General features: G+C 69.2%; 16 protein-coding genes. 5 read left to right on the top strand and 11 right to left on the bottom strand.

The annotated features are described in order from the left end of the window. The first annotated feature begins 54 nt into the window (after positions 1-54). On the top strand, positions 55-3,168 hold the full coding sequence (locus tag DI276_RS17010) for a family 78 glycoside hydrolase catalytic domain (RefSeq protein WP_232836717.1): 3,114 nt from the start codon (positions 55-57) through the stop codon (positions 3,166-3,168). On the opposite strand, the gene DI276_RS17005 is transcribed toward DI276_RS17010, so the two are convergent. From DI276_RS17005 to DI276_RS16995, 3 genes are all read right to left on the bottom strand, one after another. Further along, positions 3,152-4,378, bottom strand: coding sequence for an SGNH/GDSL hydrolase family protein (locus DI276_RS17005; RefSeq protein ID WP_112264370.1), 1,227 nt, complete (start codon positions 4,376-4,378; stop codon positions 3,152-3,154). The two genes, DI276_RS17010 and DI276_RS17005, sit on opposite strands and share 17 nt — an antisense overlap. Before the next feature lie 54 nt (positions 4,379-4,432). Continuing rightward, positions 4,433-7,090, bottom strand: a complete 2,658-nt coding sequence (locus DI276_RS17000) for a carbohydrate-binding protein (protein WP_112264368.1) — start codon at positions 7,088-7,090, stop codon at positions 4,433-4,435. A 165-nt stretch (positions 7,091-7,255) separates the two neighbouring features. Continuing rightward, a complete protein-coding gene (locus DI276_RS16995; RefSeq protein WP_112264366.1) occupies positions 7,256-8,269 on the bottom strand; it encodes a LacI family DNA-binding transcriptional regulator in 1,014 nt (337 codons plus the stop codon). A 160-nt stretch (positions 8,270-8,429) separates the two neighbouring features. Here DI276_RS16995 and DI276_RS16990 point away from each other — a divergent pair, with 160 nt between their 5' ends. From DI276_RS16990 to DI276_RS16975, 4 genes are read left to right on the top strand one after another with little or no spacing between them, the layout of a single operon-like run. Then, entirely contained in the window at positions 8,430-9,644 is a 1,215-nt protein-coding gene (locus DI276_RS16990) for a sugar ABC transporter substrate-binding protein (protein WP_112264364.1), read from the top strand. After that, complete coding sequence (locus DI276_RS16985) at positions 9,645-10,523, top strand: carbohydrate ABC transporter permease (protein ID WP_112264362.1); 879 nt, start codon at positions 9,645-9,647, stop codon at positions 10,521-10,523. It abuts the gene before it with no gap. Beyond that, positions 10,520-11,314, top strand: coding sequence for a carbohydrate ABC transporter permease (locus DI276_RS16980; RefSeq protein ID WP_112264360.1), 795 nt, complete (start codon positions 10,520-10,522; stop codon positions 11,312-11,314). The genes DI276_RS16985 and DI276_RS16980 overlap by 4 nt, the downstream gene beginning before the upstream one ends. A gap of 11 nt (positions 11,315-11,325) precedes the next feature. Next, entirely contained in the window at positions 11,326-12,993 is a 1,668-nt protein-coding gene (locus tag DI276_RS16975; RefSeq protein WP_112264358.1) for an amylo-alpha-1,6-glucosidase, read from the top strand. On the opposite strand, the gene DI276_RS16970 is transcribed toward DI276_RS16975, so the two are convergent. The 8 genes from DI276_RS16970 to DI276_RS16935 are packed head-to-tail and all read right to left on the bottom strand — an operon-like array spanning position 12,953 to position 22,337. Further along, a complete protein-coding gene (locus DI276_RS16970) occupies positions 12,953-14,269 on the bottom strand; it encodes a rhamnulokinase (protein ID WP_112264356.1) in 1,317 nt (438 codons plus the stop codon). The genes DI276_RS16975 and DI276_RS16970 overlap by 41 nt on opposite strands. Continuing rightward, the gene (locus DI276_RS16965) at positions 14,266-16,290 is read right to left on the bottom strand and encodes a bifunctional aldolase/short-chain dehydrogenase (RefSeq protein ID WP_112264354.1); all 2,025 of its coding nucleotides are present in this window, start codon (positions 16,288-16,290) and stop codon (positions 14,266-14,268) included. The genes DI276_RS16970 and DI276_RS16965 overlap by 4 nt, the downstream gene beginning before the upstream one ends. Position 16,291: 1 nt before the next feature. After that, positions 16,292-17,446 carry an L-rhamnose isomerase gene (gene rhaI, locus DI276_RS16960; protein ID WP_112264352.1) on the bottom strand — a complete coding sequence of 385 codons (1,155 nt, stop codon included), beginning with the start codon at positions 17,444-17,446 and terminating at the stop codon, positions 16,292-16,294. 16 nt (positions 17,447-17,462) lie between these two features. Beyond that, positions 17,463-17,774: an L-rhamnose mutarotase gene (locus DI276_RS16955; RefSeq protein WP_112264350.1), complete on the bottom strand. Its 312-nt coding sequence runs from the start codon at positions 17,772-17,774 to the stop codon at positions 17,463-17,465. 1 nt (position 17,775) lies between these two features. Beyond that, positions 17,776-18,840 (bottom strand): rhamnose ABC transporter substrate-binding protein, encoded by a 1,065-nt coding sequence (rhaS, locus tag DI276_RS16950; protein ID WP_232836716.1) that lies wholly within the window; start codon positions 18,838-18,840, stop codon positions 17,776-17,778. After that, positions 18,837-19,796 carry an ABC transporter permease gene (locus DI276_RS16945; RefSeq protein ID WP_112264348.1) on the bottom strand — a complete coding sequence of 320 codons (960 nt, stop codon included), beginning with the start codon at positions 19,794-19,796 and terminating at the stop codon, positions 18,837-18,839. Before DI276_RS16945 ends, rhaS begins: the two co-directional genes overlap by 4 nt. Then, positions 19,789-20,838, bottom strand: coding sequence for an ABC transporter permease (locus tag DI276_RS16940; RefSeq protein ID WP_112264346.1), 1,050 nt, complete (start codon positions 20,836-20,838; stop codon positions 19,789-19,791). Before DI276_RS16940 ends, DI276_RS16945 begins: the two co-directional genes overlap by 8 nt. Further along, positions 20,835-22,337: a sugar ABC transporter ATP-binding protein gene (locus DI276_RS16935; protein ID WP_112264343.1), complete on the bottom strand. Its 1,503-nt coding sequence runs from the start codon at positions 22,335-22,337 to the stop codon at positions 20,835-20,837. The genes DI276_RS16940 and DI276_RS16935 overlap by 4 nt, the downstream gene beginning before the upstream one ends. Between the last annotated feature and the right edge of the window lie 110 nt (positions 22,338-22,447).

Below are 22,447 nucleotides of genomic sequence, written 5' to 3'. Positions count from 1 at the left end.
GGCTGACGTCTCAGGAATTGAAACGTTTCATCCAGCGACGAAGGTGGAGACGACGTGCGGCGACGGGAGTTCCTGAAAACATCGGCGGTCGGGCTGTCCGTGAGCGCGTTGCCGGTCGGGGTGGCGGAGGCGGCGCAGGACCACGCGGGCGAGGTGGCGGAGGTGGCGCCGGACCGGGCGGGCGGGGTGCGGGTCGTGCGCACCACGGTCGAGTACGCGGAGACGTTGCTGGGCACCGACGTCGCGGTGCCGCGGCTCGGCTGGGTGCTGGCAGCGGGCGGCACCGGTGCCCGGCAGACGGCCTACCAGGTGGAGGTCGGCACCGCGCCGGGCCGGGCCGACGTGTGGCGGTCCGGCCGGGTGAGCTCCGACCGCACCACTGGAATCCCCTACGGCGGCAAGGCCTTGCAGCCGCGCACGCGGTACCACTGGCGGGTGCGGGTGTGGGACGGCTCGGGCAGGTCGTCGGCGTGGAGCAGCAACAGCTGGTGGGAGACCGCGTTGCTGGGCACGCCGTGGCAGGCGCGGTGGATCGGCGCCGCGGACACCTCGATCGGCTTCACCGGCGCCTCGTGGATCTGGTCGGCGACCACGCCACCGCAAAGCCGTTGGTTCCGCACCGCGATCGACCTGCCGGCGGACGCGGCAAGAGCCCAGCTGGTCGCGACTGCGGACGACGACTTCACGTTGTACGTCAACGGATCCGAGGCGCTGCACGTGCCGGAGCAGACGGACGTGTGGAAGGTCGGCCAACGCGCCGACGTCACTCGGCTGATCAACGGCAGGCGAATCGTGCTGGCCGCGCGGGCCACGAACCGGTCGGACGGCCCAGCCGGGTTCCTCCTGAGGCTGCTGGTCGACCTCCCCGGCGGCCAACGGGAGTTCGTCACCGGTCCTGGCTGGAAGGTGGCCGACACCGAGCAAGCAGGTTGGCAGACACCGGGATTCGACGACTCGGCGTGGACTGCGGCGACCGTGTACAACCCGTACGGCGAGGGGCCGTGGGGTTCGAACGTGACGGTGAAGGAGCAGCCGGCGCCGTTGCTGCGCAAGGAGTTCGCGATAAGCAAACCGGTCACCAGAGCGAGGTTGTACGTCAGCGGACTGGCCTACCACGAGACCGAGGTCAACGGCCGGCGCGTCGGCGATCGCGTGCTCGATCCCGGCTTCACCGACTACGACAACACCGTCCTGTACGCGACGCACGACGTCACCGGGCTGGTTCGCGCGGGCCGCAACGCGATCGGCGTGACACTGGGCCGCGGCTTCTACGGCATGAAGACGCCGAACGTGTGGCGCTGGGAGCGCCCGCCGTGGCACGACGAGCCGAAGCTGCTGGCACAGCTGGAGATCGACCACCCGGACGGCACCCGCACGACGATCGCCTCGGACGAGACCTGGCGCCTCACCGACGGCCCCACTCTGTCGAACTCGCAGTACACCGGCGAAACCTACGACGCCCGGCTCGCGCCGAAAGACTGGACCAAGCCCGGATTCGACGACCGCAAGTGGCAGACCGCGCCGGTCCGGCCCGCACCGAAGGGCACGCTGAAAGCCCAGGAACACGAACCGATCCGCGTGATCGAGTCGGTCACGCCTGTGGTCAGCTCACCGAAGCCCGGCGTGTTCGTCGCGGACATGGGCCGGACGATGTCGGGCTGGACGCAGCTCACGGTGAACGCGCCCGCGGGCACCGTCGTGCGGCTCAAGCACGGCGAGACGCTGAACTCCGACGGCACCGTGCGCATGGAGAACGGGCACGTGACCGGCAGCCGCATCCAGCTCGACGAGTACATCTGCGCGGGCCGCGAGGAGACGTGGGAACCGAAGTTCTCCTACAAGGGTTTCCGCTACGTCGAGGTGACCGGACTGCCGGCGGCACCGAAGCTGCGAGGCCGCCTCGTCCACTCGGACGTCAAGCACACCAGCACGTTCCGGTGTTCGGAGCCGTTGTTCGAGCAGTACGACGCCGCGATGCGCCGCACCGTCCTGAACAACCTGCACGGCATCCCCACCGACACCCCGACCTACGAGAAGAACGGCTGGACCGGTGACGCCCAGGTCGGCGCACCGTCGATGCTGGCCGAGTTCGGCCTGGCGAAGTTCTTCACCAAGTGGCTCGGCGACCTCGCGGACAGCCAGGACGAGGCCGGCCAGCTGCCGGTGATCGTGCCGAGCGGCGGCTGGGGCTATCGCGAACTCGCGCCCGCGCCGGAGTGGACGACGGTGTACCCGTTCGTGCTGCGGGAGATGTACCGCGTCTACGGCGACGACCGCCTGCCCGCCCAGCACTGGCCGGTGCTCACCAAGTACCTCGACTGGGAGATCGGCAGGCTCCGCGACGGGCTGGCAGTCACGGCGCTCGGCGACTTCCTGCCGCCGAACTCCGGTGGCATCCCGCCGGAGGACACCAGGCTCACCGCCACGGCCTACCTCTACCGCGCCCTCCTGCACACCGCCGAACTCGGTGACGTCATCGGCAAACCGATGCCGCGTTACCGCGAAGTGGCCGCGAACCTCCTGACCGCGTTCAACAACGCGTTCCTCGGCGCGGGCCACTACCGCACCGGCAAGGAATCGGACTACCGCCAGACGTCCAACGCGATCCCGCTGGCGTTCGGCATGGTGCCCGCCGGCTCCGTGCAGGCCGTGGCCGACCGGCTGGCAACCGAGGTGAAGGCCAACGGCAACCACGTCAACGTCGGCTGCCTCGGCGCGAGCGTGCTGCTGAAAGCCTTGAGCGACAACGGACACGCGGACGTCGCCACGGCCATGGCCACCGAGCGTTCGTACCCGAGCTGGGGCCACTGGTTCGCGAACGGCGCCGACACCATGTGGGAGATGTGGGACACCGGCACCCGTTCGCGCAACCACTACTTCAAAGGCACTGTCGCGCAGTGGTTGTACGAGCACGTCGCCGGACTGGTGCCGGGCGACGCGGGCTACCGGAAGTTCACCGTGCGGCCCAACGCCACCGCCGGGCTGTCGTGGGCGCGCCTCGAGTTCGATAGCGTGCGCGGACGCATCGGCGTGGCGTGGGCACGGGTCGACGGCGTGCTGCGGCTGACCGTCGACGTGCCGGTGGGCTCCACCGCTGAGGTGCACGTGCCCGGCTCGGGAGTGAAAACCGTGCCGCACGGGAGGTGGACGTTCAACGGAAGAGCTTGAGGGGAACGGCCTCGGCGAGCATGCGGTAGCCGGTCGGGTTGAGGTGCAGGTGGTCGCCGACGTCCGCGGCGGGCAGGAGCTGGCGCGGGTTGGCCGGGTCGCGGACGGCGGCGTCGAAGTCGACGACCGCGTCGAACCTGCGGCTGGTGCGGATCCAGCGGTTCACGGTCTGCCGGGACTCCTCGCGGAAGCCCTCGTCGTAGAAGCTGGCGCCGAACGGGGTGATCGTCGCGCCGTACACCTTGATGTCGTGTGCGTGGGCTCGCTCGAGGATTTGCTGGTAGGCGGCGATCAGGTCGTCTGCCAGCTGTTTCTGGGCGGCTTCGGTCGTCGCCGCCGTGCCGATGTCGTTGACGCCCTCGAACAGCAGCAGCCATTGGACGCCGCTCTGTGCCAGGAGGTCTCGGTCCAGGCGGGCCAGCACGCTGGGGCCGAGGCCGTCGTTGAGCACGCGGTTGCCGCCGGCGGCCTGGTTGAGCACCGCGACGTCGCCGCGCGTCCGGTCGAAGAACTGGTCAGGCCAGCGGTTGTTGCCGTTGGTGGTGGAACCCCGGCCGTCCGTCAGCGAGTCACCGATCAGCACCAGCGCCGGCGCGGTCGAGAGCACCTCTACGCCGCTGAGGAGGTACCAGTGGTCGGTGGGCGTGGCACCGGGCAGGTCGGCCGACTCGACGTGGTTGCCCACCAGCAGGTGTGAGGTGGTGCGGGAGCCGGGGTGCGAGGTGATCTCGTTGGACGCCTGCCCGGTCGCCAGGTAGGTCGTCACGGTGAGGTTCGTGCCCGGTGCCAGGGTGAAGTCCAGCGGGTCGGACACGACCAGCGCGCCCTTCGGAACGTCCACTGAGGACCGTCCGCTGAACGTGACGCGGCGGACAGTGCCCGGTTGGATGGCGCTGACACCCGCGTGGCCGTCCTTCGGCAGCGCGATGGTCACCGCGGTGATCGGCAGCACCGTGCCGCCGAACGCGTTGGAGAAGCGCAACCGCATCCGCCGCCCACCCGTCGTGACCCGGACGGTCTGGCGCAACGTGGCGTTGGCCAGCACCAGACCGTCCTGGGTGAACGGCGGAGGCGGCATGTTGTGCGGTTCGGTCAGCTGCGGCATCGACGTCCAGGTGTTGACCCAGCGCCGGCTCCTCGGGGCCGCTTGCGCGACGGCCGGGGTGAGCACTCCGGTGGCTGCCAGACCGAGAAATGACCGTCTCCGCATGAGATCAACGTAAAAGTGTGCGCAAAAGGCCGTCAATCACTAGGGGTTTCGAATTCATTTTCGAAAGTTTTCGGGACCCACGAGCGGTGCGACCGTCACGTAGTCGATCTCGGGAGCGAACTTCGAGCGCTGACCGTACTCGTTGTACGTCTTCCCGTCCCAGTTCGGGAGTTCCTTCGAGGTGAACTTGATCGTGTTCGCCCCGGGGTTCAGCCAGACGGGCACCGCCAGGTCGCGGAACTGGTTGGCGTGGAACGTGTTCGGGAAGTCGACGCGGTTCGCCGGCCCGCCGTTGACCGAGATGTCCGCGTGCCGGGCGACCGGATCCGGGTTGTAGTGGGTGGGAATGGACTCCTGCGGGTTGGCGTACCGGACCACGAGCACGTGCTGCCCCGGCCGGGTGGCGTTGACCTGCACCGTGAGCGCGTTGGCCGGGCCGTCGCCGACGTTGGTCGCCACACCACCGGAAGCGAACGAGAACTCGGTGCTGATCCGCGCGGCGCCGGTCACCGTGCCGCTCTCCGCCTCGACCTTCGCCGGTGTCGGTTGCAACGCGGGGGACGTGCGCACGCGGTCGAGTCGAAGACCGCCCACGGTGCCGGTGACCTTGAGCTGGTTGATGCCGGCCGACAGGAACAGCGGCACGGACTGGGTTCCGTTTTGCGCGCCGACCAGAAGCCCGTCGACGTTGCGCCCGTTCAGCTGCACCGACGCGAGGCCGCCGCCGGTGTGGTCGAAGGACACGGTCGAGTAGCCGTCGCGGTCGGAGTGGACCCAGAACGTCGCCGACTGTCCCGAGCCGATCCTGGCGACGCCGGGGCCTGATGAGCTCTGGACGTTGTACTGAATCCGGGCCTTGGCGAGGGCGGCGTACTCGGCCTCGTAGACCGACCGTCCGTCGGTGTTCGCGTCCACGGCGGTGAGGTCGATCTTGTCGATGATCGCGTCACCACGGGTCGTGCCGAGCTGCGGGTCGGACGCGGCGAGCGTGATCGTGTGCTTGCCGGCGCTCAGTTGTACGCGAGTGTCGGTGTGGTCCCACACCACCCACTGGTACGACACGGGCAGACGCAGCTCCTGCGGCCGTTCGCCGTCGATGCGCATGAAGACGTTGGTTGGGCCCTGCTGCACGACGCTGGCGTACTTGTTGTGCGTGCTGGAGAAGACGCTCAGGTCGTACACGCCGGTGCGCGGCACGTCGACGTCGAACGACAGCACGACGTTCGAACCTGTGCGCAGGCCACCGACGTTGTAGTTGCCGGAGGTGGCGAACTTGCTGACGTTCTGCGGGCTGCCTTCCGGGCCGTTGAGGCTCCAGCCGGTGCCGGTGTGGCGCGCGTTCTCGGCCTCGTAGGTCTGGCTCCACGGCACGGACACCGCGGTGGTGTTGCCGCTCGCGCCGGGGCTGAGGATCACCTGGTAGGCGGACATCTCCTTCAGCCCGGTGAAGGGCAGGGTCACGCTGCCGTCGGACGCGACCGCGAGCCTGGTGTCGAGCAACGGGCGCGGTTCGGGGGAGTCGCCGACCTGGCCGGTCCACGGGATCTCGCGGACGCTGGCGTGCACCGTGCTGCCGAACAGTTTCCGGTCCACGTTGGTGAACTTGACGTCCGCTGTTCCGTTCGCGCCACCGAAGATGGTCCGTGCCTGGCGCTTGTCCTTGTCGAGCGTGGCGATGCCCTGCAACGTGTACTGCTGACCCGGCGAGGGCGGCGTCACGCGCACCGTGTCGCCGGTCATCTGGCCGTAGGCGTTGAACAGCCACCACTGGCCGTTGCCCTTGTTGGCCTCGACCGTCGAGTCGTTGAGGTTGCCGTCGATGTTCCAGTACGCCAGGTCGGCGTCTACTTTGGACTCCTCGATCGCGGACATCCACTGGATCATCTGGCCGGGCACCGAGAGGTGGTAGCGGTAGGCGTACTCGTCGATGTTGATCGGCAGCGGGGCGATGCCGAGCTCGCGTTCCCAGCCGCGGTACTTCGCGACGCTCTTGCGCACGACGTCCGGTGACGACAGCTCGTGCCAGGTCGTCACCTCCGGCAGGCAGTTGTTCGCCTTGCAGTACTGCAGAAAGCCCTTGACCTGGTCGTAGAGCAGGGACGTGTTCGGCCCGGCGATGCGGGCCTTCGGGTCCAGGCCCTTGATCAGGTCGTGGATCTGCTTGTACTCCTCGAAGAAGTACTTCGGGTCGGTCAGCCAGCTGATGTTGTTGTAGCTGTACTGGCCCGTGCCGTACCAGTTGCCTTCCGGCTCGTTGAACGGCACGTACACGACGTTGTCGCGGTGGCCGGAGCCGAGCACCTGACGCACCTGCGACTCGACCTTGGCGCGGAAGTCGTCCCGGCCGGCCTGACCCTGCGCGCGCTGGTAGGGAAAGCCCCGGTAGATGTCCGTCATGTAGATGTAGACGTCGCCGCCGCCGTTGGCCACCCACGGCCCCGCGACCTCGAGCGCGTCGGCGCCGGGGTGCTGGGGACCGTCCTGGGCCTTGGTGGCGAGCGTCTTCGGGTAGAACCCGGCGAGCGCCGCGTTGCTCGGCACACCGGGGCCGTAGACGCCGTACAGGGAGCCGGCGGCGCCGCCGTGGAACGCCCCGGTGCTCGTGGCGAGATCGACGGTGAGCGTGCTGGTGGCAGCGGCGCTCGTGGTTGCGGGGAGGAGTGCGGCCGAGAGCATCGCGGCGAACGCGAGCGCAGTTCGTCGTTGAACCATGGAGACTCCGAACGAGACAGGGGACACGGAGGTCGAACCGGTTCGATCAGATCGAGAACGTACGCGCACACCTTCAGGAAACGCAAGGAACAACCTTGTCGAACCGGTTCGAGCTCGCGTTGGAGCGCGATGAAGGGTCCCTTCATCGCGTTCAGCGTGCCGGGGTCAGGGGCGGCGGCGCGCTCCGGTGCTGGAGCGCAGCGTGATCGACGGTGCGAACATGCGGTGGCGGGGCGTCGCGGACGGGTCGTTGATCTGCTCCAGCAGCAGGTCGACGGCCAGTTGCGCCATGTCGCCGGCGGGCACGTCGGCGGCCGTCAGCGGCGGGTGGAAGTCCTCGGCCAGCCGGTCCGCGATCACGCCGGTGAGGGAGAAGTCTCGCGGCACGTCGAGCCCGGCCCGGTGCAGACCCCGCTGCACGCCGGGCAGCGCCGCCTCGTTGATCGTCACCGCCGCCGTCACGTCCGGCCAGCGGGTCCTGATCTCGTCGACGCACGCCATGCCGGCGGCCGCCTCGTCCGCGCAGCACACCGTGCGGGCCGTGATGCCGCACTCCTCGGCGGTCTCGGCGAACGCCGTCGTGGCGCGCAGGGCCGGGCCGTAGCCCGCGGCGACCAGCTCGTCGGACCGGTTGATCAGCACGACGTCGGAGTGGCCGAGGTCGGCGAGGTGGCGGACGCAGCGGGTGATCAGCCCGGCGTAGTCGACGTCGATCCACCACGAGGCGGCCGGGTCGGCGACGTGGCCGATCGTCACGAACGGCAGTCCGGCGCTGGTCAGCCGGTCGACCCTGGGGTCCTGCAGGAGGATCTCCATCAGGATCACGCCGTCGACGCGGCGACCGGTGACGATCCGCTCGAACGACCGGTCGTGGTCGCCGCCGCTGGGGGACAGCAGCACGTCGTGGTCGTGGGTCGCGGCGGCCTCCACGACGCTCGCGACGAACGCCAGCTGGACGTCGGTGAGCCGGGTGCTCGCGGGCGGTATCACCAGCCCGAACGTGCGGGTGCGTCCTTCGGCGAGCGCGCGGGCGCTGGCGTTGGGCCGGTAGCCGAGCTCGTCGATGACGTCGTTGATCCGCTGGGCGGTCGCCGCGGACACCGGGCGCTTCCCGCTCAGCGCGTACGACACCGTGCTCCGCGACACCCCGGCCCGCTTGGCGATCTCTCCGATGTTCATCGCTGCCCCACGTGTGTTGAGAACCGGTTCGACTGCGCGCCATCGTAGAACTTTCCCTCTTGCAAGACAGCAGGGCGGCGGATTACGTTGACGCCCACTTCCACAAGTCGAACCGGTTCGACCTCTTGCCGTCAGCGCAGCCGCCAGGAAGGACCCCTCCGTGTTCCCCGCAACTCTTCCCACCAGACTGCTGGCCGCATTCGGCCTGGTCGTCTCCGTGGCCGCCTGCTCGTCCACGCCGGCCACCACGACCCCGGACACCTTCTCCGTCTGGGACCCGTACCCGCAGTTCACCGCCGAGTCCGAGTGGGCGAAGACGATCGACAAGTGTGGATCGGAGGCGGGCGTCAAGATCCAGCGCCAGGCCTACGACACCACGGACCTGACCAGCAAGGTCCTGCTCGCCGCGCAACAGGGCACCGCACCGCACGTGCTGGTGCTGGACAACCCGGTGGTGTCCACGCTCGCCGAGGGAGGGGTGCTCAAGGCGAACTCCGAAGCAGGCCTCGACGCCTCGCAGGTCTCGCCGAACCTGGCCGCCGCAGGAACCCTGAACGGCCAGACCTACGGCGTGCCGATCGGCGCGAACACCCTGGCCCTCTACTACAACAAGGCCGTGCTGTCCGCCGCGGGCGTCGACCCGGCGTCGGTGAAGGACTGGGACTCGCTGAACGCCGCGCTGGCCAAGGTGAAGGCCGCCGGCAAGAAGGGGATCACCTTCTCCGCCATCGGCACCGAGGAGGGCACCTTCCAGTTCCTGCCGTGGTTCTGGGGCGCGAACGGGTCGCTGACCGACCTGCCGTCGGGGAAGTCCGCGCTCGAGCTGTGGAAGTCGTGGCTGGACAACGGCTACGCGCCGAACTCGATCGTGAACAACACCCAGACCACCAGCTGGCAGGAGTTCGCCACGGGTGAGTACGCGTTCGCCGAGAACGGCACCTGGCAGCTCGGGAACGCGAAGAAGGCGGGCTTCGAGTACGGCGTGATCCCGATTCCCGGTCGCACCGGCGGAACCGCGCCCGCGCCGACGGGTGGTGAGTTCGTCACCGTCCCGGTGCAGAACAACAAGGACACCGAGACGAAGGCCGGCCGCATCGCCACGTGTCTCACCGCACCGGACAAGGTGCTGGCCGCCGACACCGCGCTGACCTACATCTCAGCCGTGCCTTCCGTGCAGCAGCAACAGGTTTCGGCCCAGCCGGAGCTGGCTGTGTGGGTGGAGGCGGTGAAGAGCGCCAAGGGACGTACCGGCGACAACCTCGGCACGAAGTACCCCAAGATCTCGCAGCCGCTGTGGGGTGCCGTGCAGGCCGCGCTCACCGGTGCCAAGACGCCGGAAGCGGCACTGCGGGACGCCCAGGCGGCGGTGAAGTAGGTGCGTTCGAGGCTGGCCGCGTGGGCGTTCCTGCTCCCGCTCGTGGCATATCTCGCGGTGTGCTACGCCTATCCGCTGTTCACCAACGTCGATCTGAGCATCCGCGGGTACACCGTGCGCTCGTTCGTGCACGGCGGTGCGCCGTTGGTCGGGTTCGCCAACTACGCCACTGTGTTCGGCGACCCGACCTTCCGCACGGCGTTGGTGAACACGGTCCTGTTCACCCTGGTTTCGTTGTTCTTCCAGTACACGATCGGCCTCGCCGCGGCGCTGTTCTTCGCGCGCGGGTTCCGGTTGTCGGCGACGCTGCGCGCGTTGTTCCTCGTGCCGTGGCTTTTGCCGTTGATCGTCTCGGCCTCGACGTGGGCGTGGCTGCTCAACAGCGAGTCGGGTCTCGTCAACGCGGTGCTGGAGGGCGTGGGCCTGACTCAGGTCAACTGGCTGACCTCGCCGCAGTGGTCGCTCGTGGCGGTGACGATCGCGAACATCTGGATCGGCATCCCGTTCAACCTCGTCGTGCTCTACAGCGGGCTGCAGAACATCCCTCGCGAGGTGTACGAGGCGTCCGCTTTGGACGGTGCGAACGGCTGGCAGACGTTCTGGCGCGTCACGTTCCCGTTGCTGCGGCCGGTGTCGGCGATCACGCTGTTGCTCGGGCTGGTCTACACGCTGAAGGTGTTCGACGTCATCTGGATCATGACGAAGGGCGGGCCGAGCGGCTCGTCCACCACCCTCGCCACCTGGTCGTACGAGCTGGGGTTCGGCAACATGCTGCCGCGCTTCGGGCCCAGTGCGGCCGTCGGCAACGTGCTGATCTTGATCGCCGTGGTGGCCGGATTGCTGTACATCCGGATGCAGCGCAGGCAGGAGCTCTCATGAGGACCGCGGTCGGCGTGCTGCTGACGGCACTGATGCTGTTCCCGGTCTACTGGATGATCAATGTGTCGCTCACGCCGATGAGCGACATGCGCAAGGCGCCCAGCCTGTTCCCGGTCAACCCCACGACCGAGGGCTACGAGCGGGTGCTGCGCGAGCAGCTGCCGTACCTCGGCACCAGCCTGCTCGTCGCGCTCGGGACGGTGGTGCTGACCCTCGTGCTCGCGGCACCGGCCGCGTACTCGCTCGCGAAGCTCCGCCCGGCCGGTCGGCAGACGCTCAGCTTCCTGTTGCTGGTCGCGCAGATGATTCCCGGAATCATCATGGCGCTGGGCTTCTACGGCATCTACGTCAAGCTCGGCATCACGAACACCTGGTGGGGACTGGTGCTCGCGGACTCGACCATCGCGGTGCCGTTCGCCGTGCTGGTCCTCACCTCGTTCATGGCGTCCGTGCCCGACGAGGTGCTGCAGGCGGCGAAGATCGACGGTGCCGGGCCGTGGCGGTCGTTCGTCTCGATCGTGCTGCCCGCGAGCCGCAACGGCGTGGTGACCGCCGCGCTGTTCTCGTTCCTGTGGGCGTGGTCGGACTTCCTGTTCGCCGCCACGCTCGACTCGGGCGGCCGGCTGCAACCGGTCACCCTCGGCATCTACCGCTACATCGGCAACAACAACCAGGAGTGGAACTCGATCATGGCGACCGCCGTGGTCGCGTCCGTGCCCGCGACGGTGCTCATCGTGGTGGCTCAGCGGTTCGTCGCCGCGGGTGTCACGTCCGGTGCCGTCAAGGACTGAGAGGAAACCCTGTGGCCACCGAGTTCTCCGTGCGGGAGATCCCGTTCAGCCGTGCCGGCGCGTGGTTCGGCCTCTCGCCGGTGGTGGGACTGGCCAGGTACGCGCAGGACGTGCACGTGGTGTCGCACCGCAACGGCATGCACGCCGTGCTGTCCCTGGTGCCCTCGCGGCCCACCGAGATCATTGCCGAACCCGCGGTGCTCACGTGGCGCAGCGGCGAGGCGGAGATCCGGGCCGTCTACTCGGCTCCGGACACGCTCCGGATCACCGGGCGCGGCCTGGGAATGCGGGTCGCCGCCGCCGAACGGACGCTGACTCCGTTCACCGGCACGTACTTCTTCCCCGACCCGTCCGGCGGCGCGGTCTTCACCTCGTACGAGACCGGGCACCGGTTCCGCGTCGCAGTCCTTTCCGGACAGTCGGAGCTCGTCGGCGCGGAGGAGCTCGGGACCGCGGACCGGGCGGTCGTCCTGGGCGAGGAGCCGTGGGAGCTGGTGATCGAGGAGCTCACGACAGCGCGGGTGCCGTTCCGGGACGACACGAGCTTCGACCGCGCGGTGGCTGCGGCACGTGCGGAGTTCGGGCGGTTCGCCGACGCCGTGGCACCGTCGCACGCACCTGCCGCCGAGCTGGCCTGTTACGTGATCTGGTCGGCCACCGTCGCCCCGGCGGGGTTCGTCACGCGTCCGGCGGTGCTGATGTCCAAGCACTGGATGGACAAGGTGTGGAGCTGGGACCACTGCTTCAACGCGCTGGCCCTCGCGCCCGGCGCGCCGGAGCTGGCCTGGCACCAGTTCCAGCTGGTGTTCGACCACCAGGACGCGCAGGGTGCGTTGCCGGACTCGATCACGCATTCCGAGGTGCTGCGCAACTTCGTCAAGCCGCCGGTGCACGGCTGGACCGTCAGCCGGTTGCGGTCACGGCTGCCCGGTGGATTGCCCGATCCGGAGCTCACCTACCGGCGGCTTTCGGCGTGGACGTCGTTCTGGCTCGACCACCGGCGCGCGCCGGGCCGGCGGCTCCCGTTCTACGAGCACGGCAACGACAGCGGCTGGGACAACTCCACGGTGTTCGCCCGCGAACGGCTGGTGGAGTCGGCCGACCTCGCCGCGTTCCTGGTGCTGCAGATGAAGGAACTGGCCGTGCTCGCTGCCGAGGTGGGGGACGCGACGCCGTGGGCGGAACGGGCTGACGAAATGCTGTCCGCGCTGCTGGAGGAACTGTGGGACGGCAGCAGGTTCGTCAGCCGTGGCGTGGTGTCGGGCGAATTGCGTGCCACGGCGAGCCTGCTCGACCTCATGCCCGTCGTGCTCGGCGAGCACCTGCCGCGGGAGATCTTCGACCGGCTGTGTGCCGGGGTCGCCGAGCACCTGACGTCGGTCGGTCCGGCCACCGAACTGCCCAGCTCGCCGCACTACGAGGCGGACGGCTACTGGCGGGGCCCGGTGTGGGCCCCGGCCACCGTGCTGATCGAGGACGGCCTGCGCCGGGGTGGCGCGGTGGAGCTGGCCGACGAGGTGAGCGCGCGGTTCCGGGCGACGTGCGAGAAGTCCGGGTTCGCCGAGAACTTCGACGCGCTCACCGGGCAGGGCCTGCGCGACCGCGCCTACACCTGGACGGCCAGCGCCTACCTCCTGCTCAGCGGGGGAGATAGCGCCGCAACGGCTGCGACTCCCTGACCAGCGTCCTGAGGTCGGCCAGCGTGCCGTGCACCGCGCCCACGGCACGCGCCTGCACCAGGACGTTCCCCAGCGCGGTCGCCTCGGCGGGCCCTGCGACCACGGGGAGACCGCACGCGTCGGCGGTGAGCTGGCACAGCAACTCGTTGTGCGAGCCGCCGCCGACGATGTGCACGACCTCGACCTCCTTGCCGGACAACCGCTGGGCGTCCGCGATGGCGTCGCGGTGCGCGATTGCCAGACTGTCCAGGACGGACCGGACGATCTCGGGCCTGGTCATGGTCTTCCCGCACCGCTCCTGGATCCGCGCGGGCATGTCGCCGGGCGGGAGGAACACCGGGTCGTTGGGGTCGAACACCGATCCTGTCGCGTGCGCGGCTTCCTGCAACAACGGCTCCAGGTCGGTGTCCCAGCACCGCAGGCACTCCTGCAACAGCCACAGGCCCATCACGTTGCGGAGGTAGCGGATCGTGCCGTCCACGCCGCCCTCGTTGGTGAAGTTCGCGGCCTGGCTTTCCGGGGTGAGCACGGGTTTGGTGAGCTCGACGCCCACCAACGACCACGTGCCGCAGGAGATGTAGGCGAACCGGTCGTTCTCGGCCGGCACCGCGACGACTGCGGACGCGGTGTCGTGCGAGCCGACCGCGGTGACCGGGACGCCCTCGTACGTGCCGGCCGGATCGCCCGGGTGGCGCAGGTCGGGCAGCAGGCCTGCGGGCAGATCCTTCGTCAGTTCGGCCGACCACTGTCCACTTCGGACGTCGATCAGCCCGGTCGTGGTGGCGTTGGTGTACTCGGCGCCGCGCTCGCCGGTCAGCCAGTACGAGAGCAGGTCCGGGATGAGGAGGAGCTGCTGCGCGTGGGGCAGCAGCGGTTCCGCCATCAGCTGGAACATCGTGTTGAACGGCTGGAACTGCAGTCCGTTGACCTCGTACAGGCCGTCCGGCGGGGTGATGCCCTCGGTGCGGGAGTCGCGGTAGTGCACCGGGTTGCCCAGCAGCGCACCACGTGCGTCGAGCAGGCCGTAGTCGACCGCCCAGCTGTCGATGCCGATGCTGTCGAGGCCGACGGCGTCCAGTTCCGCCGCGAGTCGCAGCCCGGTGAGCACTTCCTGGTACAGCGCCAGAACGTTCCAGTGCAGCCGGCCGAGCAGGTGCACCGGCCCGTTGGGGAACCGGTGCACCTCCTCGGTGTGCAGCTTGCCGTCGCCGACGCGGCCCAGCAGCACGCGGCCGCTGGAGGCGCCGAGGTCGACGGCCGTGACGGTTGCCGTCATCGCAGGAACGCCGCTGCGACACCGGCGTCGACCGGCACGTGCAGGCCCGTGGTCAGCGCCAGGTCGCCCGCCGTCAGCACGAACACCGCCGCCGCCACGTGCTCGGGCAGCACCTCGCGCTTGAGCAGGGTGCGCTGGGCGTAGAACTCGCCGAGCTTCTCCTCCGGCACGCCGTAGACGGCCGCGCGCTGGGCACCCCAGCCGCCCGCGAAGATGCCGGAGCCGCGGACCACGCCGTCCGGGTTGATGCCGTTCACGCGGATGCCGTCCGCGCCGAGCTCCGCCGCCAGCAACCGGACCTGGTGCGCCTGATCCGCCTTGGCCGCACCGTAGGCGACGTTGTTGGGGCCCGCGAAGACCGCGTTCTTGCTGGAGATGTAGACGATGTCGCCGCCCATCCGCTGGGCGCGCATGACCTTGGCGGCGGCCTGCGAGACCAGGAACGAGCCCTTGGCCATCACGCCGTGCTGCAGGTCCCAGTCCGCCTCGGTGGTGTCCGCGAGCGGCTTGGAGATCGACAGGCCGGCGTTGTTGACCACCAGGTCCACGCCGCCGAACGCGAGCGACGCCGCCCGGAACGCTGCGGCGATGCCCGCCGTGTCGGTCACGTCGACGGTGACGGGGATTGCGACGTCGGTGTTGCCAATGCCCTCAGCGACCTCACGCGCAGCGTCGCCGTTGCGGTCGGCAACGACCACGCACGCGCCCTCGGCGGCCAGTCGTCGCGCGATGGCCTTGCCGATGCCGGAGCCGCCACCGGTGACCAGCGCGACGCGGGTGGCGAGGGGCTTGGGCTTCGGCATTCGTTGCAGCTTGGCCTCTTCGAGCGCCCAGTACTCGATGCGGAACTTCTCGCGTTCCTCGATCGGGGCGTACCGGGAGACCGACTCGGCGCCGCGCATCACGTTGATGGCGTTGACGTAGAACTCGCCGGCCACTCGCGCGGTCTGCTTGTTCTTGCCGAAGCTGAACATGCCGACGCCCGGCACGAGCACGATGGCCGGGTTCGCTCCGCGCATCGGCGGGCTGTCCGGCTCGGCGTGCCGCTCGTAGTAGCCCTTGTAGTCGTCGCGGTAGGCGTCGTGCAGGTGTTCCAGCCGCTCGACGACGTCTGCGAGCGGTGCGGTCGGCGGCAGGTCGACGACCAGCGGCCGGACCTTGGTGCGCAGGAAGTGGTCGGGGCACGACGTGCCGAGGGCGGCGAGTTCGGGATGCCGTTCGCGGGACAGGAAGTCGAGCACCACGTCGGCGTCGGTGAAGTGGCCGACCTGCGGGGAGTCCGTGGACGCCAGGCCGCGGATCACCGGCGCGAGCTCGGCTGCGCGCACGCGGCGTTCGTCCTCGGGCAGTGGTTCGTGGACCACCGGGCCGAACGGTTCTGCCCGGCCGTGCTCGTCGAGGTAGCGCTGGGCGGTGTTGATGATGTCGAGCGAGTTGGCCTCGCACTCCTCGCTCGTCGCGCCCCACGCGGTGATGCCGTGCCCGCCCAGGATCACGCCGATGGCCTGCGGGTTGGCCTGCTTGACCGCCGCGATGTCCAGCCCGAGCTGGAAACCGGGCCGCCGCCACGGCACCCACACGACCCGATCGCCGAAGCACGCCTTCACCAGTGCCTCGCCGTCGGCGGCCGTGGCGAACGCGATGCCCGCGTCCGGGTGCAGGTGGTCGACGTGCGCCGCTTCGACGAGACCGTGCATGGCCGTGTCGATCGACGGCGCCGCGCCGCCCTTGCCGTGCAGGCAGAAGTCGAACGCGGCGACCATCTCGTCTTCGCGTTCGACACCGGGGTAGACCGACGTCAGCGCGCGCAACCGGTCCAGCCGCAGCACCGCGAGCCCGGCCTCGGTCAGCGTGCCGAGGTCACCGCCGGATCCCTTGACCCACATCAGTTCCACCGGGTGACCGGTGACCGGGTCGAGCTGTTCACCCTTGGCCGACGTGTTGCCGCCCGCGTAGTTGGTGTTGTGCGGGTCGGCTCCCAGCCGGTTGGAACGGTGGAGGAGGGCTTCCACCTCAGTCATCTCAGGCACCCCATCCGGCGGCCTCGCCGCCGACTCGTTCACGGACGATCTGCTCGGCGTACCCGGACCGCTGGTACGCGGCCATCGGGTCGGGATCGAGGCCCATCTCCTCGCGCAGCTCTTTGAGCAATGGGCGGACATCGGTGTTGTAGGCGTCCATCAAGGCGCCGTTCGCGGCGAGCACGTCACCGGCCTGTTGTGCTTGAGCTAGTGCCTCGTGGTCGACCAGAAGCGCCTTGGCCGTGGCCTCCTGGACGTTGAGCACCGAGCGGATGATCGCCGGGATCTTCGGCTCGATGTTGTGGCACTGGTCGAGCATGAACGCGATGCCCGCGGCCGGCTTCAGCGCGTCGGCCAGCACGATCTCGTGCATGATCCGGAACAGCTGGAACGGGTCGGCCGAGCCCACCATCAGGTCGTCGTCGGCGTAGAACCGCGAGTTGAAGTCGAACGCGCCGAGCTTGTCGACGCGCAACAGGAACGACACGATGAACTCGATGTTCGTGCTCGGCGCGTGGTGACCGGTGTCGATCACGACCTGCGCCTTGTCGCCCAGCTGCAGGCAGTGCGCGTACGCCGTGCCCCAGTCCGGCACGTCGGTCGCGTAGAAGGCCGGCTCGAAGAGCTTGTACTCCAGCAGCATCCGCTGGTCGGCGCCGAGCCGGTCGTAGGTCTCCCGCAACGCCTCGGCGAGCCGGTCCTGCCGGGCGCGGAGGTTGTCCTGGCCGGGGTAGTTGATGCCGTCGGCGAACCACAGCTTCAGGTCCCGCGACCCCGTCTGGTCCATGATGTCGACGCACTCGAGCAGGTGCCCGATCGCCTTGCGGCGCACGGCGGCGTCCGGGTGGCAGACGCTGCCCAGCTTGTAGTCGTCGTCCTGGAAGACGTTGGAGTTGATGGCGCCCAACGCAACGCCGCGGTCACGCGCGTAGGACGCGAGCTTGCCGTAGTCGTCGACCTTGTCCCACGGGATGTGCAGCGCGACCGTCGGTGCGACACCGGTGAGCCGGTGCACGACCGCCGCGTCGTCGATCTTCTCGTACGGCGTGCGCGGAACTCCCTGCTGCGCGAACACCTTGAACCGGGTGCCGGAGTTCGCGTACGCCCATGACGGCGTCTCGATCCGCTGCTCCCGCAACGCGTCCTTCACGCTCATCTTTTCTCCATTGTGCTCAGTCGAGGTGGAAGACCTCGTCGAGCGGCCGCATCCGTTCGTCGGCGTTTCCGTCGCCTTCGAAGAACTCCGCCATCTCGGCTTGCCAGCGGGCATTGACTTCGGTGCGTGCCATCTCGGCCAGTGCCGCGTCGAAGTCGTCGCACTCGAGGTAGCCGATCAGCAGGCCGTCCCCGGCGAGGTAGAGGCTGTAGTTGCGCCAGCCCGCGTCGCTGAGGGCGGCCCGCATCTCGGGCCACACCTCGCGGTGCCGCGCCCGGTACTCGTCGAGCCGGTCGCGGCGAACCCGCAAGGTGAAGCAGACCCGCATGTCAGAAGTCGAACTTGTCGATGTTGTCCTTGGTGAAGACCTGCGGCGGGCCGAGCACGACCTCGCCCTTGGCGCCGATCGTGTACTCGCCGAGCTCGCCGGCCTTGTACTTCTCGCCTTCCGCACCGGTGATCTGCCCGGACGCGAGCGCGGCCGCGGTGTAGGTGGCGAGGTAGCCGAGCTTGGTCGGGTCCCACAGCGCGAACGACTTCACCGTGCCGTCCTGGACGAACTTGCGCATCTGGTTCGGCGTGCCGAGGCCGGTCAGCTGGACCTTGCCCTTGTACTCCGACGAGCTGAGGTAACGAGCCGCGGCGGCGACACCGACGGTGGTCGGCGAGATGATGCCCTTGAGGTTCGGGTGCGCCTGCAGCAGACCCTGCGTCTTCTGGAACGACGTCTGGTCGTCGTCGTTGCCGTACGCGGTCTCCACCAGCTTCAGGCCCGAGTACTCGGGCTTCGCGAGCTCGGTCTTCATGACCTCGATCCACGCGTTCTGGTTGGTGGCGTTCGGGGTCGCGGACAGGATCGCGATCTCACCGCTGCCGCCGACCGCCTCGGAGATCAGCTTCACCTGGCCGGCCGCGATCTCGTTCGAGGTGGCCTGGTTGATGAAGACGTCGCGGGCGTCCGGTGCGGCGTCGGAGTCGAAGGTGACGACCTTCAGGCCCTGGCCACGCGCCGACTTGAGCGCCGGTGCGACGGCGTTGGCGTCGTTCGCGGAGATCACCAGCGCGTTCTGCTTCTGCTGCGCGGCGGTGTTGATGTAGGTGACCTGCGAGCTCGCGGCGGCGTCGGACGGGCCGGTGGCCTTGACCTCGGCCTTGATCGCGGTACCGGCCTGCTCGGCACCCTTCTGCGCCACCGTGAAGTACGGGTTGTTGACCTGCTTGGGCAGGAAGGTGATCTTGAGTCCTTCCTTCATCGGCGCGTTCGGGTCGGCCTTGGCGGCGTTGGTGGTGCCGCCGGACTGCTGGCTCGAACTGTCCTTCGTGGTGCCACCGCACGCGGTGAGCGCGACAGCCCCGGACACCACCAGGGCGAGCACTAGACGTGTGTTCTTCACGGTGTGGCCTTTCGCAGAGTTCCAACGCGACGGGTGATGGAAGGGGCGAGAACGCTCACCAGCAGCAGAAGGCCGGTGACGATGGTGAGGACCTCCGTGGAGGTGTCTTGCAGGATCAACAGGTTGCGCAGACCGCCGAGCAGCAGCACGCCCGCGAGCACGCCGAAGAGCGATCCCTTGCCGCCGAAGATGGACACGCCGCCGAGCAGCACGGCGGCGACGACGGCCAGTTCGAGCCCGAGACCGTTGTCGGCGCGGGCGCTGGAGAAGCGGAACGTGTAGACGATGCCGGCGATCGCGGCGACCGCTCCGGCGAGTACGAACAGGATCAGCTTGACGCGCTTGACCCGGATGCCGGAGAAGCGCGCGCCCTCCTCGTTGGCGCCGATCGCGTACACGGACCGGCCGAACGAGCTGGCGTGCAGCGCGACGCCGAACAGGACGGCGAGGATCGCGGCGAGCACGATCGGGTACGGGATGTTGGTTCCGGGCACCGGAGTCGTGCCGAACGCCGTGTAGCTCGCCGGGAAGTCGGCGACCGCCGTGTCGCCCAGCACCACCAGCGCGAGGCCGCGGTAGAGGGCGAGCGTGCCGATGGTGACCGCGAGGCTCGGCAGTCCGAGCTTCGTGACCAGGAATCCGTTGAACGCTCCGCAGATCGCGCCGACCACGATGACGGTCGGCAGGATCAGTTCGAGCGACCAGCCCGCGTTCCACAGCCAGCCGATCAACGCGCTGGACAACCCGAGCACCGAGGCCACGGACAGGTCGATCTCGCCCGCGACGATCACCAGCGTCAGCGGCAGGGCGATCAGCGCGATCTCGCCGATGTCCAGGCCGAGGTAGAAGAGGTTGCCGCCGGACAGGAACGACCCGTCCGTGCTGACCTGGCCGGTGAGGGCCACGACGATCAGCAGGAACACCAGTGCGGTCTCCCACCGCAGGAGGTTACGCATGGCTGGTTCCTTCCGAGGTGCGCAAGGCCTTGGCCAGTCGGAGTGCGAGCAGCCGGTCGACCGTGATGGCGCTGAGCAGCAACGCGCCCGCGATGGCCTGCTGCCAGAACGCGGGAATCTGCAGCACCACCAGGCAACTCGTGATCGTGCCGAGCAACAGCGCGCCGAGCGCGGCACCGGCCACGGTCCCGGACCCGCCGAAGATCGCCACGCCGCCGACCACCACGGCCGCCACGACCTGGAGTTCCAGCCCGGTGCCCGCCGCCGCGTCGACCGTGCCGTACCGCGCGACCCACAGCGCGCCGGCGAGTCCCGCGACCAGTCCGGAAAGGACGAACGTGGTGAGTGTGCGCTTGGCCACCGGAATGCCCGCGAGGGTGGCGGCCTCCGGGTTGGAGCCGATCGCGTACAGCTCGCGGCCGGAGCGGTAGGAGCGCAGGTAGACCGCCGCCACCGCGATCACCACGACGGTGACGAGCACCAGGATCGGGATGCCGAGGACGCGGGCGCTGCCGAGGTTCAGCAGCGCGTCCGGGAGGTTCGCGGCGTTGACCTGCCTGCCTTGGGCGAGGGCGTAGTCGATGCCGCGGAAGACGTAGAGGGTGCCGAGCGTGACCACGAGACTCGGGACGTTGCCCAGGGCCACCAGGAGTCCGTTGAGCAGACCACAGGCCAGGCCCACCGCCACGCCGAAGCCGATGCCGGCCAGCAGCGGGGTGCCGGGATGGTCGGCGAACTGCTGTGCGGTGAGGAAAGCCGCCAGGCCCAGGACCGAGCCCACGGAGAGGTCGACGTTCCGGGTGATGACGACCAGAGTTTGGCCCACTGCCAGGAGGGCGACGATCGAGGCGTTGAGGAGGAGGTCGCGGAGGCTTTGGGGCTGGATGAACCTCGGGTTCACGATCGCCGTCGGGATGACCACCAGGGCCAGGGCCACGACGATGCCCAGCTCGCGGACGCGGCCGACTCGGGTGGAGAGGCGGCGGGCCGCGGTGCGGCGTGCGGAGGGTGGGGCGGCGGCGGTGTCGAGTTGGGTGGTCATCGCGTCACCGCCTGTCCTGCGGCAGCCATCGCCACCCGTTCCTCGGTGGCCTCAGCCCGCGACAGCTCCTCGACGAGCCGGCCCTCGTGCATCACCAGCACGCGGTCGGCCATCCCGAGCACCTCCGGCAGCTCCGACGAGATCATCAGCACGGCGACGCCCTGCCCAGCCAACTCCGACAGCAACCGGTGCACCTCGGCTTTCGTCCCCACGTCGATGCCGCGCGTCGGTTCGTCCACGATCAGCACGGAAGGCTTGCGCGCCAGCCACTTCGCCAGCACGACCTTCTGCTGGTTGCCGCCGGACAGCACGCCGACCGGGTCGCTCAGCTTCGCGAACTTCAGCCGCAGCTTGACCGCCCAGTCCTGCGCCAGCGCGCGTTCGGAACTGCGCCGCAGCAAGCCGAACGTCGAGAGCCGGCCCAGCGAGGCCAGCGCGGTGTTGCGTTCGATCGACGCGTCCATCACGAGGCCCTGCTGGCGGCGGTCCTCCGGCACGAAGCCGATGCCCGCGGCCATCGCGGCGGTGGGGGAGCCGTACTTCAGCTTCCGGCCGCGCACGTGCACCGAACCTCCGTCGGGGCGGTCGATGCCGAACACCGCCCGCGCGACTTCACTGCGGCCGGCGCCGACCAACCCGGACAGCGCCACGATCTCGCCGGCCCGGACGTCGAACGACACGTCGGTGAACACGCCCTCGCGGGTGAGTCGCTGCACCGAGAGCAGGACGTCGCCGGCGGCGGTGTCCTCCTTGGGGAAGAGCTGGGAGAGTTCGCGGCCGACCATCCGGCGCACGAGGGAGTCCGGCGTCTCGTCGGTCAGCGGGCCGGACCAGACGAACTCGCCGTCGCGCAGCACGGTGGCGCGTTGACAGAGCGAGAACACCTCGTCGAGACGGTGCGACACGAAGAGCACGGCCGCGTCCTGTGCGCGCAACGCCTGCACCACACCGAAGAGCCGCTGGACCTCGTGGGCGGACAGCGCGGCCGTCGGCTCGTCCATGACGATCACACGGGCGTCGAACGACAGCGCCTTGGCGATCTCGACGAGCTGCTGGTCCGCAATGGACAGTCCGCGGGCCGGCCGGGCCGGGTCGAGCCGGACGCCCAGGCGGGAGAACAGCTCCGAGGTGCGGGCGTGCATCGCGGCTTCGTCGATGCGGCGGCCGAAGCCGAGCGGCTGGCGGCCCATGAAGACGTTCTCGGCCACCGAGAGGTCGCCGAAGAGCGTCGGCTCCTGGTAGATGATCGCGATGCCGGCGGCCAGCGCGTCGGCGGGGGTCGAAAACCTGCGTTCGGAGCCGTCGACCTCGACCCGCCCGGAGTCTGGGCGGTGCACGCCGGCCAGGGTCTTGATCAGCGTCGACTTGCCGGCGCCGTTCTCCCCGAGCAGCGCGTGGGCCTCGCCGGGCAGCAGCCGCAGCGACACCCCGGACAACGCGCGGACGGCGCCGAAGGACTTGCTCACCTCGTCCAGCGCCACCACGGGAGGTCGATCCACCGTCTCGTCTCCTCGATGTTGAAACGTTTTAACGACTGAGTTACGTGCACTCTGGGTGCGTCACGGCCACATGTCAAGGGACTCGGGGTACGATTCGTTGTCACGTTTCA

This window comes from Lentzea terrae, assembly GCF_003265345.1.
Classification (GTDB): domain Bacteria; phylum Actinomycetota; class Actinomycetes; order Mycobacteriales; family Pseudonocardiaceae; genus Lentzea; species Lentzea terrae.
Note: the sequence above shows the minus strand (reverse complement) of the source record. Positions and strands in the feature narration are given on the sequence as shown.

Bases quoted from the DNA above. Each gene is read 5' to 3' on its own strand.
- DI276_RS16940 (WP_112264346.1), bottom strand. From the start codon at position 20,838: ATGACCACCCAACTCGACACCGCCGCCGCCCCACCCTCCGCACGCCGC.
- DI276_RS17005 (WP_112264370.1), bottom strand. From the start codon at position 4,378: ATGCGGAGACGGTCATTTCTCGGTCTGGCAGCCACCGGAGTGCTCACC.
- DI276_RS16970 (WP_112264356.1), bottom strand. From the start codon at position 14,269: ATGACGGCAACCGTCACGGCCGTCGACCTCGGCGCCTCCAGCGGCCGC.
- DI276_RS17000 (WP_112264368.1), bottom strand. From the start codon at position 7,090: ATGGTTCAACGACGAACTGCGCTCGCGTTCGCCGCGATGCTCTCGGCC.
- DI276_RS16965 (WP_112264354.1), bottom strand. From the start codon at position 16,290: ATGACTGAGGTGGAAGCCCTCCTCCACCGTTCCAACCGGCTGGGAGCC.
- DI276_RS16945 (WP_112264348.1), bottom strand. From the start codon at position 19,796: ATGCGTAACCTCCTGCGGTGGGAGACCGCACTGGTGTTCCTGCTGATC.
- DI276_RS16980 (WP_112264360.1), top strand. From the start codon at position 10,520: ATGAGGACCGCGGTCGGCGTGCTGCTGACGGCACTGATGCTGTTCCCG.
- DI276_RS16995 (WP_112264366.1), bottom strand. From the start codon at position 8,269: ATGAACATCGGAGAGATCGCCAAGCGGGCCGGGGTGTCGCGGAGCACG.
- DI276_RS16955 (WP_112264350.1), bottom strand. From the start codon at position 17,774: ATGCGGGTCTGCTTCACCTTGCGGGTTCGCCGCGACCGGCTCGACGAG.
- rhaI (WP_112264352.1), bottom strand. From the start codon at position 17,446: ATGAGCGTGAAGGACGCGTTGCGGGAGCAGCGGATCGAGACGCCGTCA.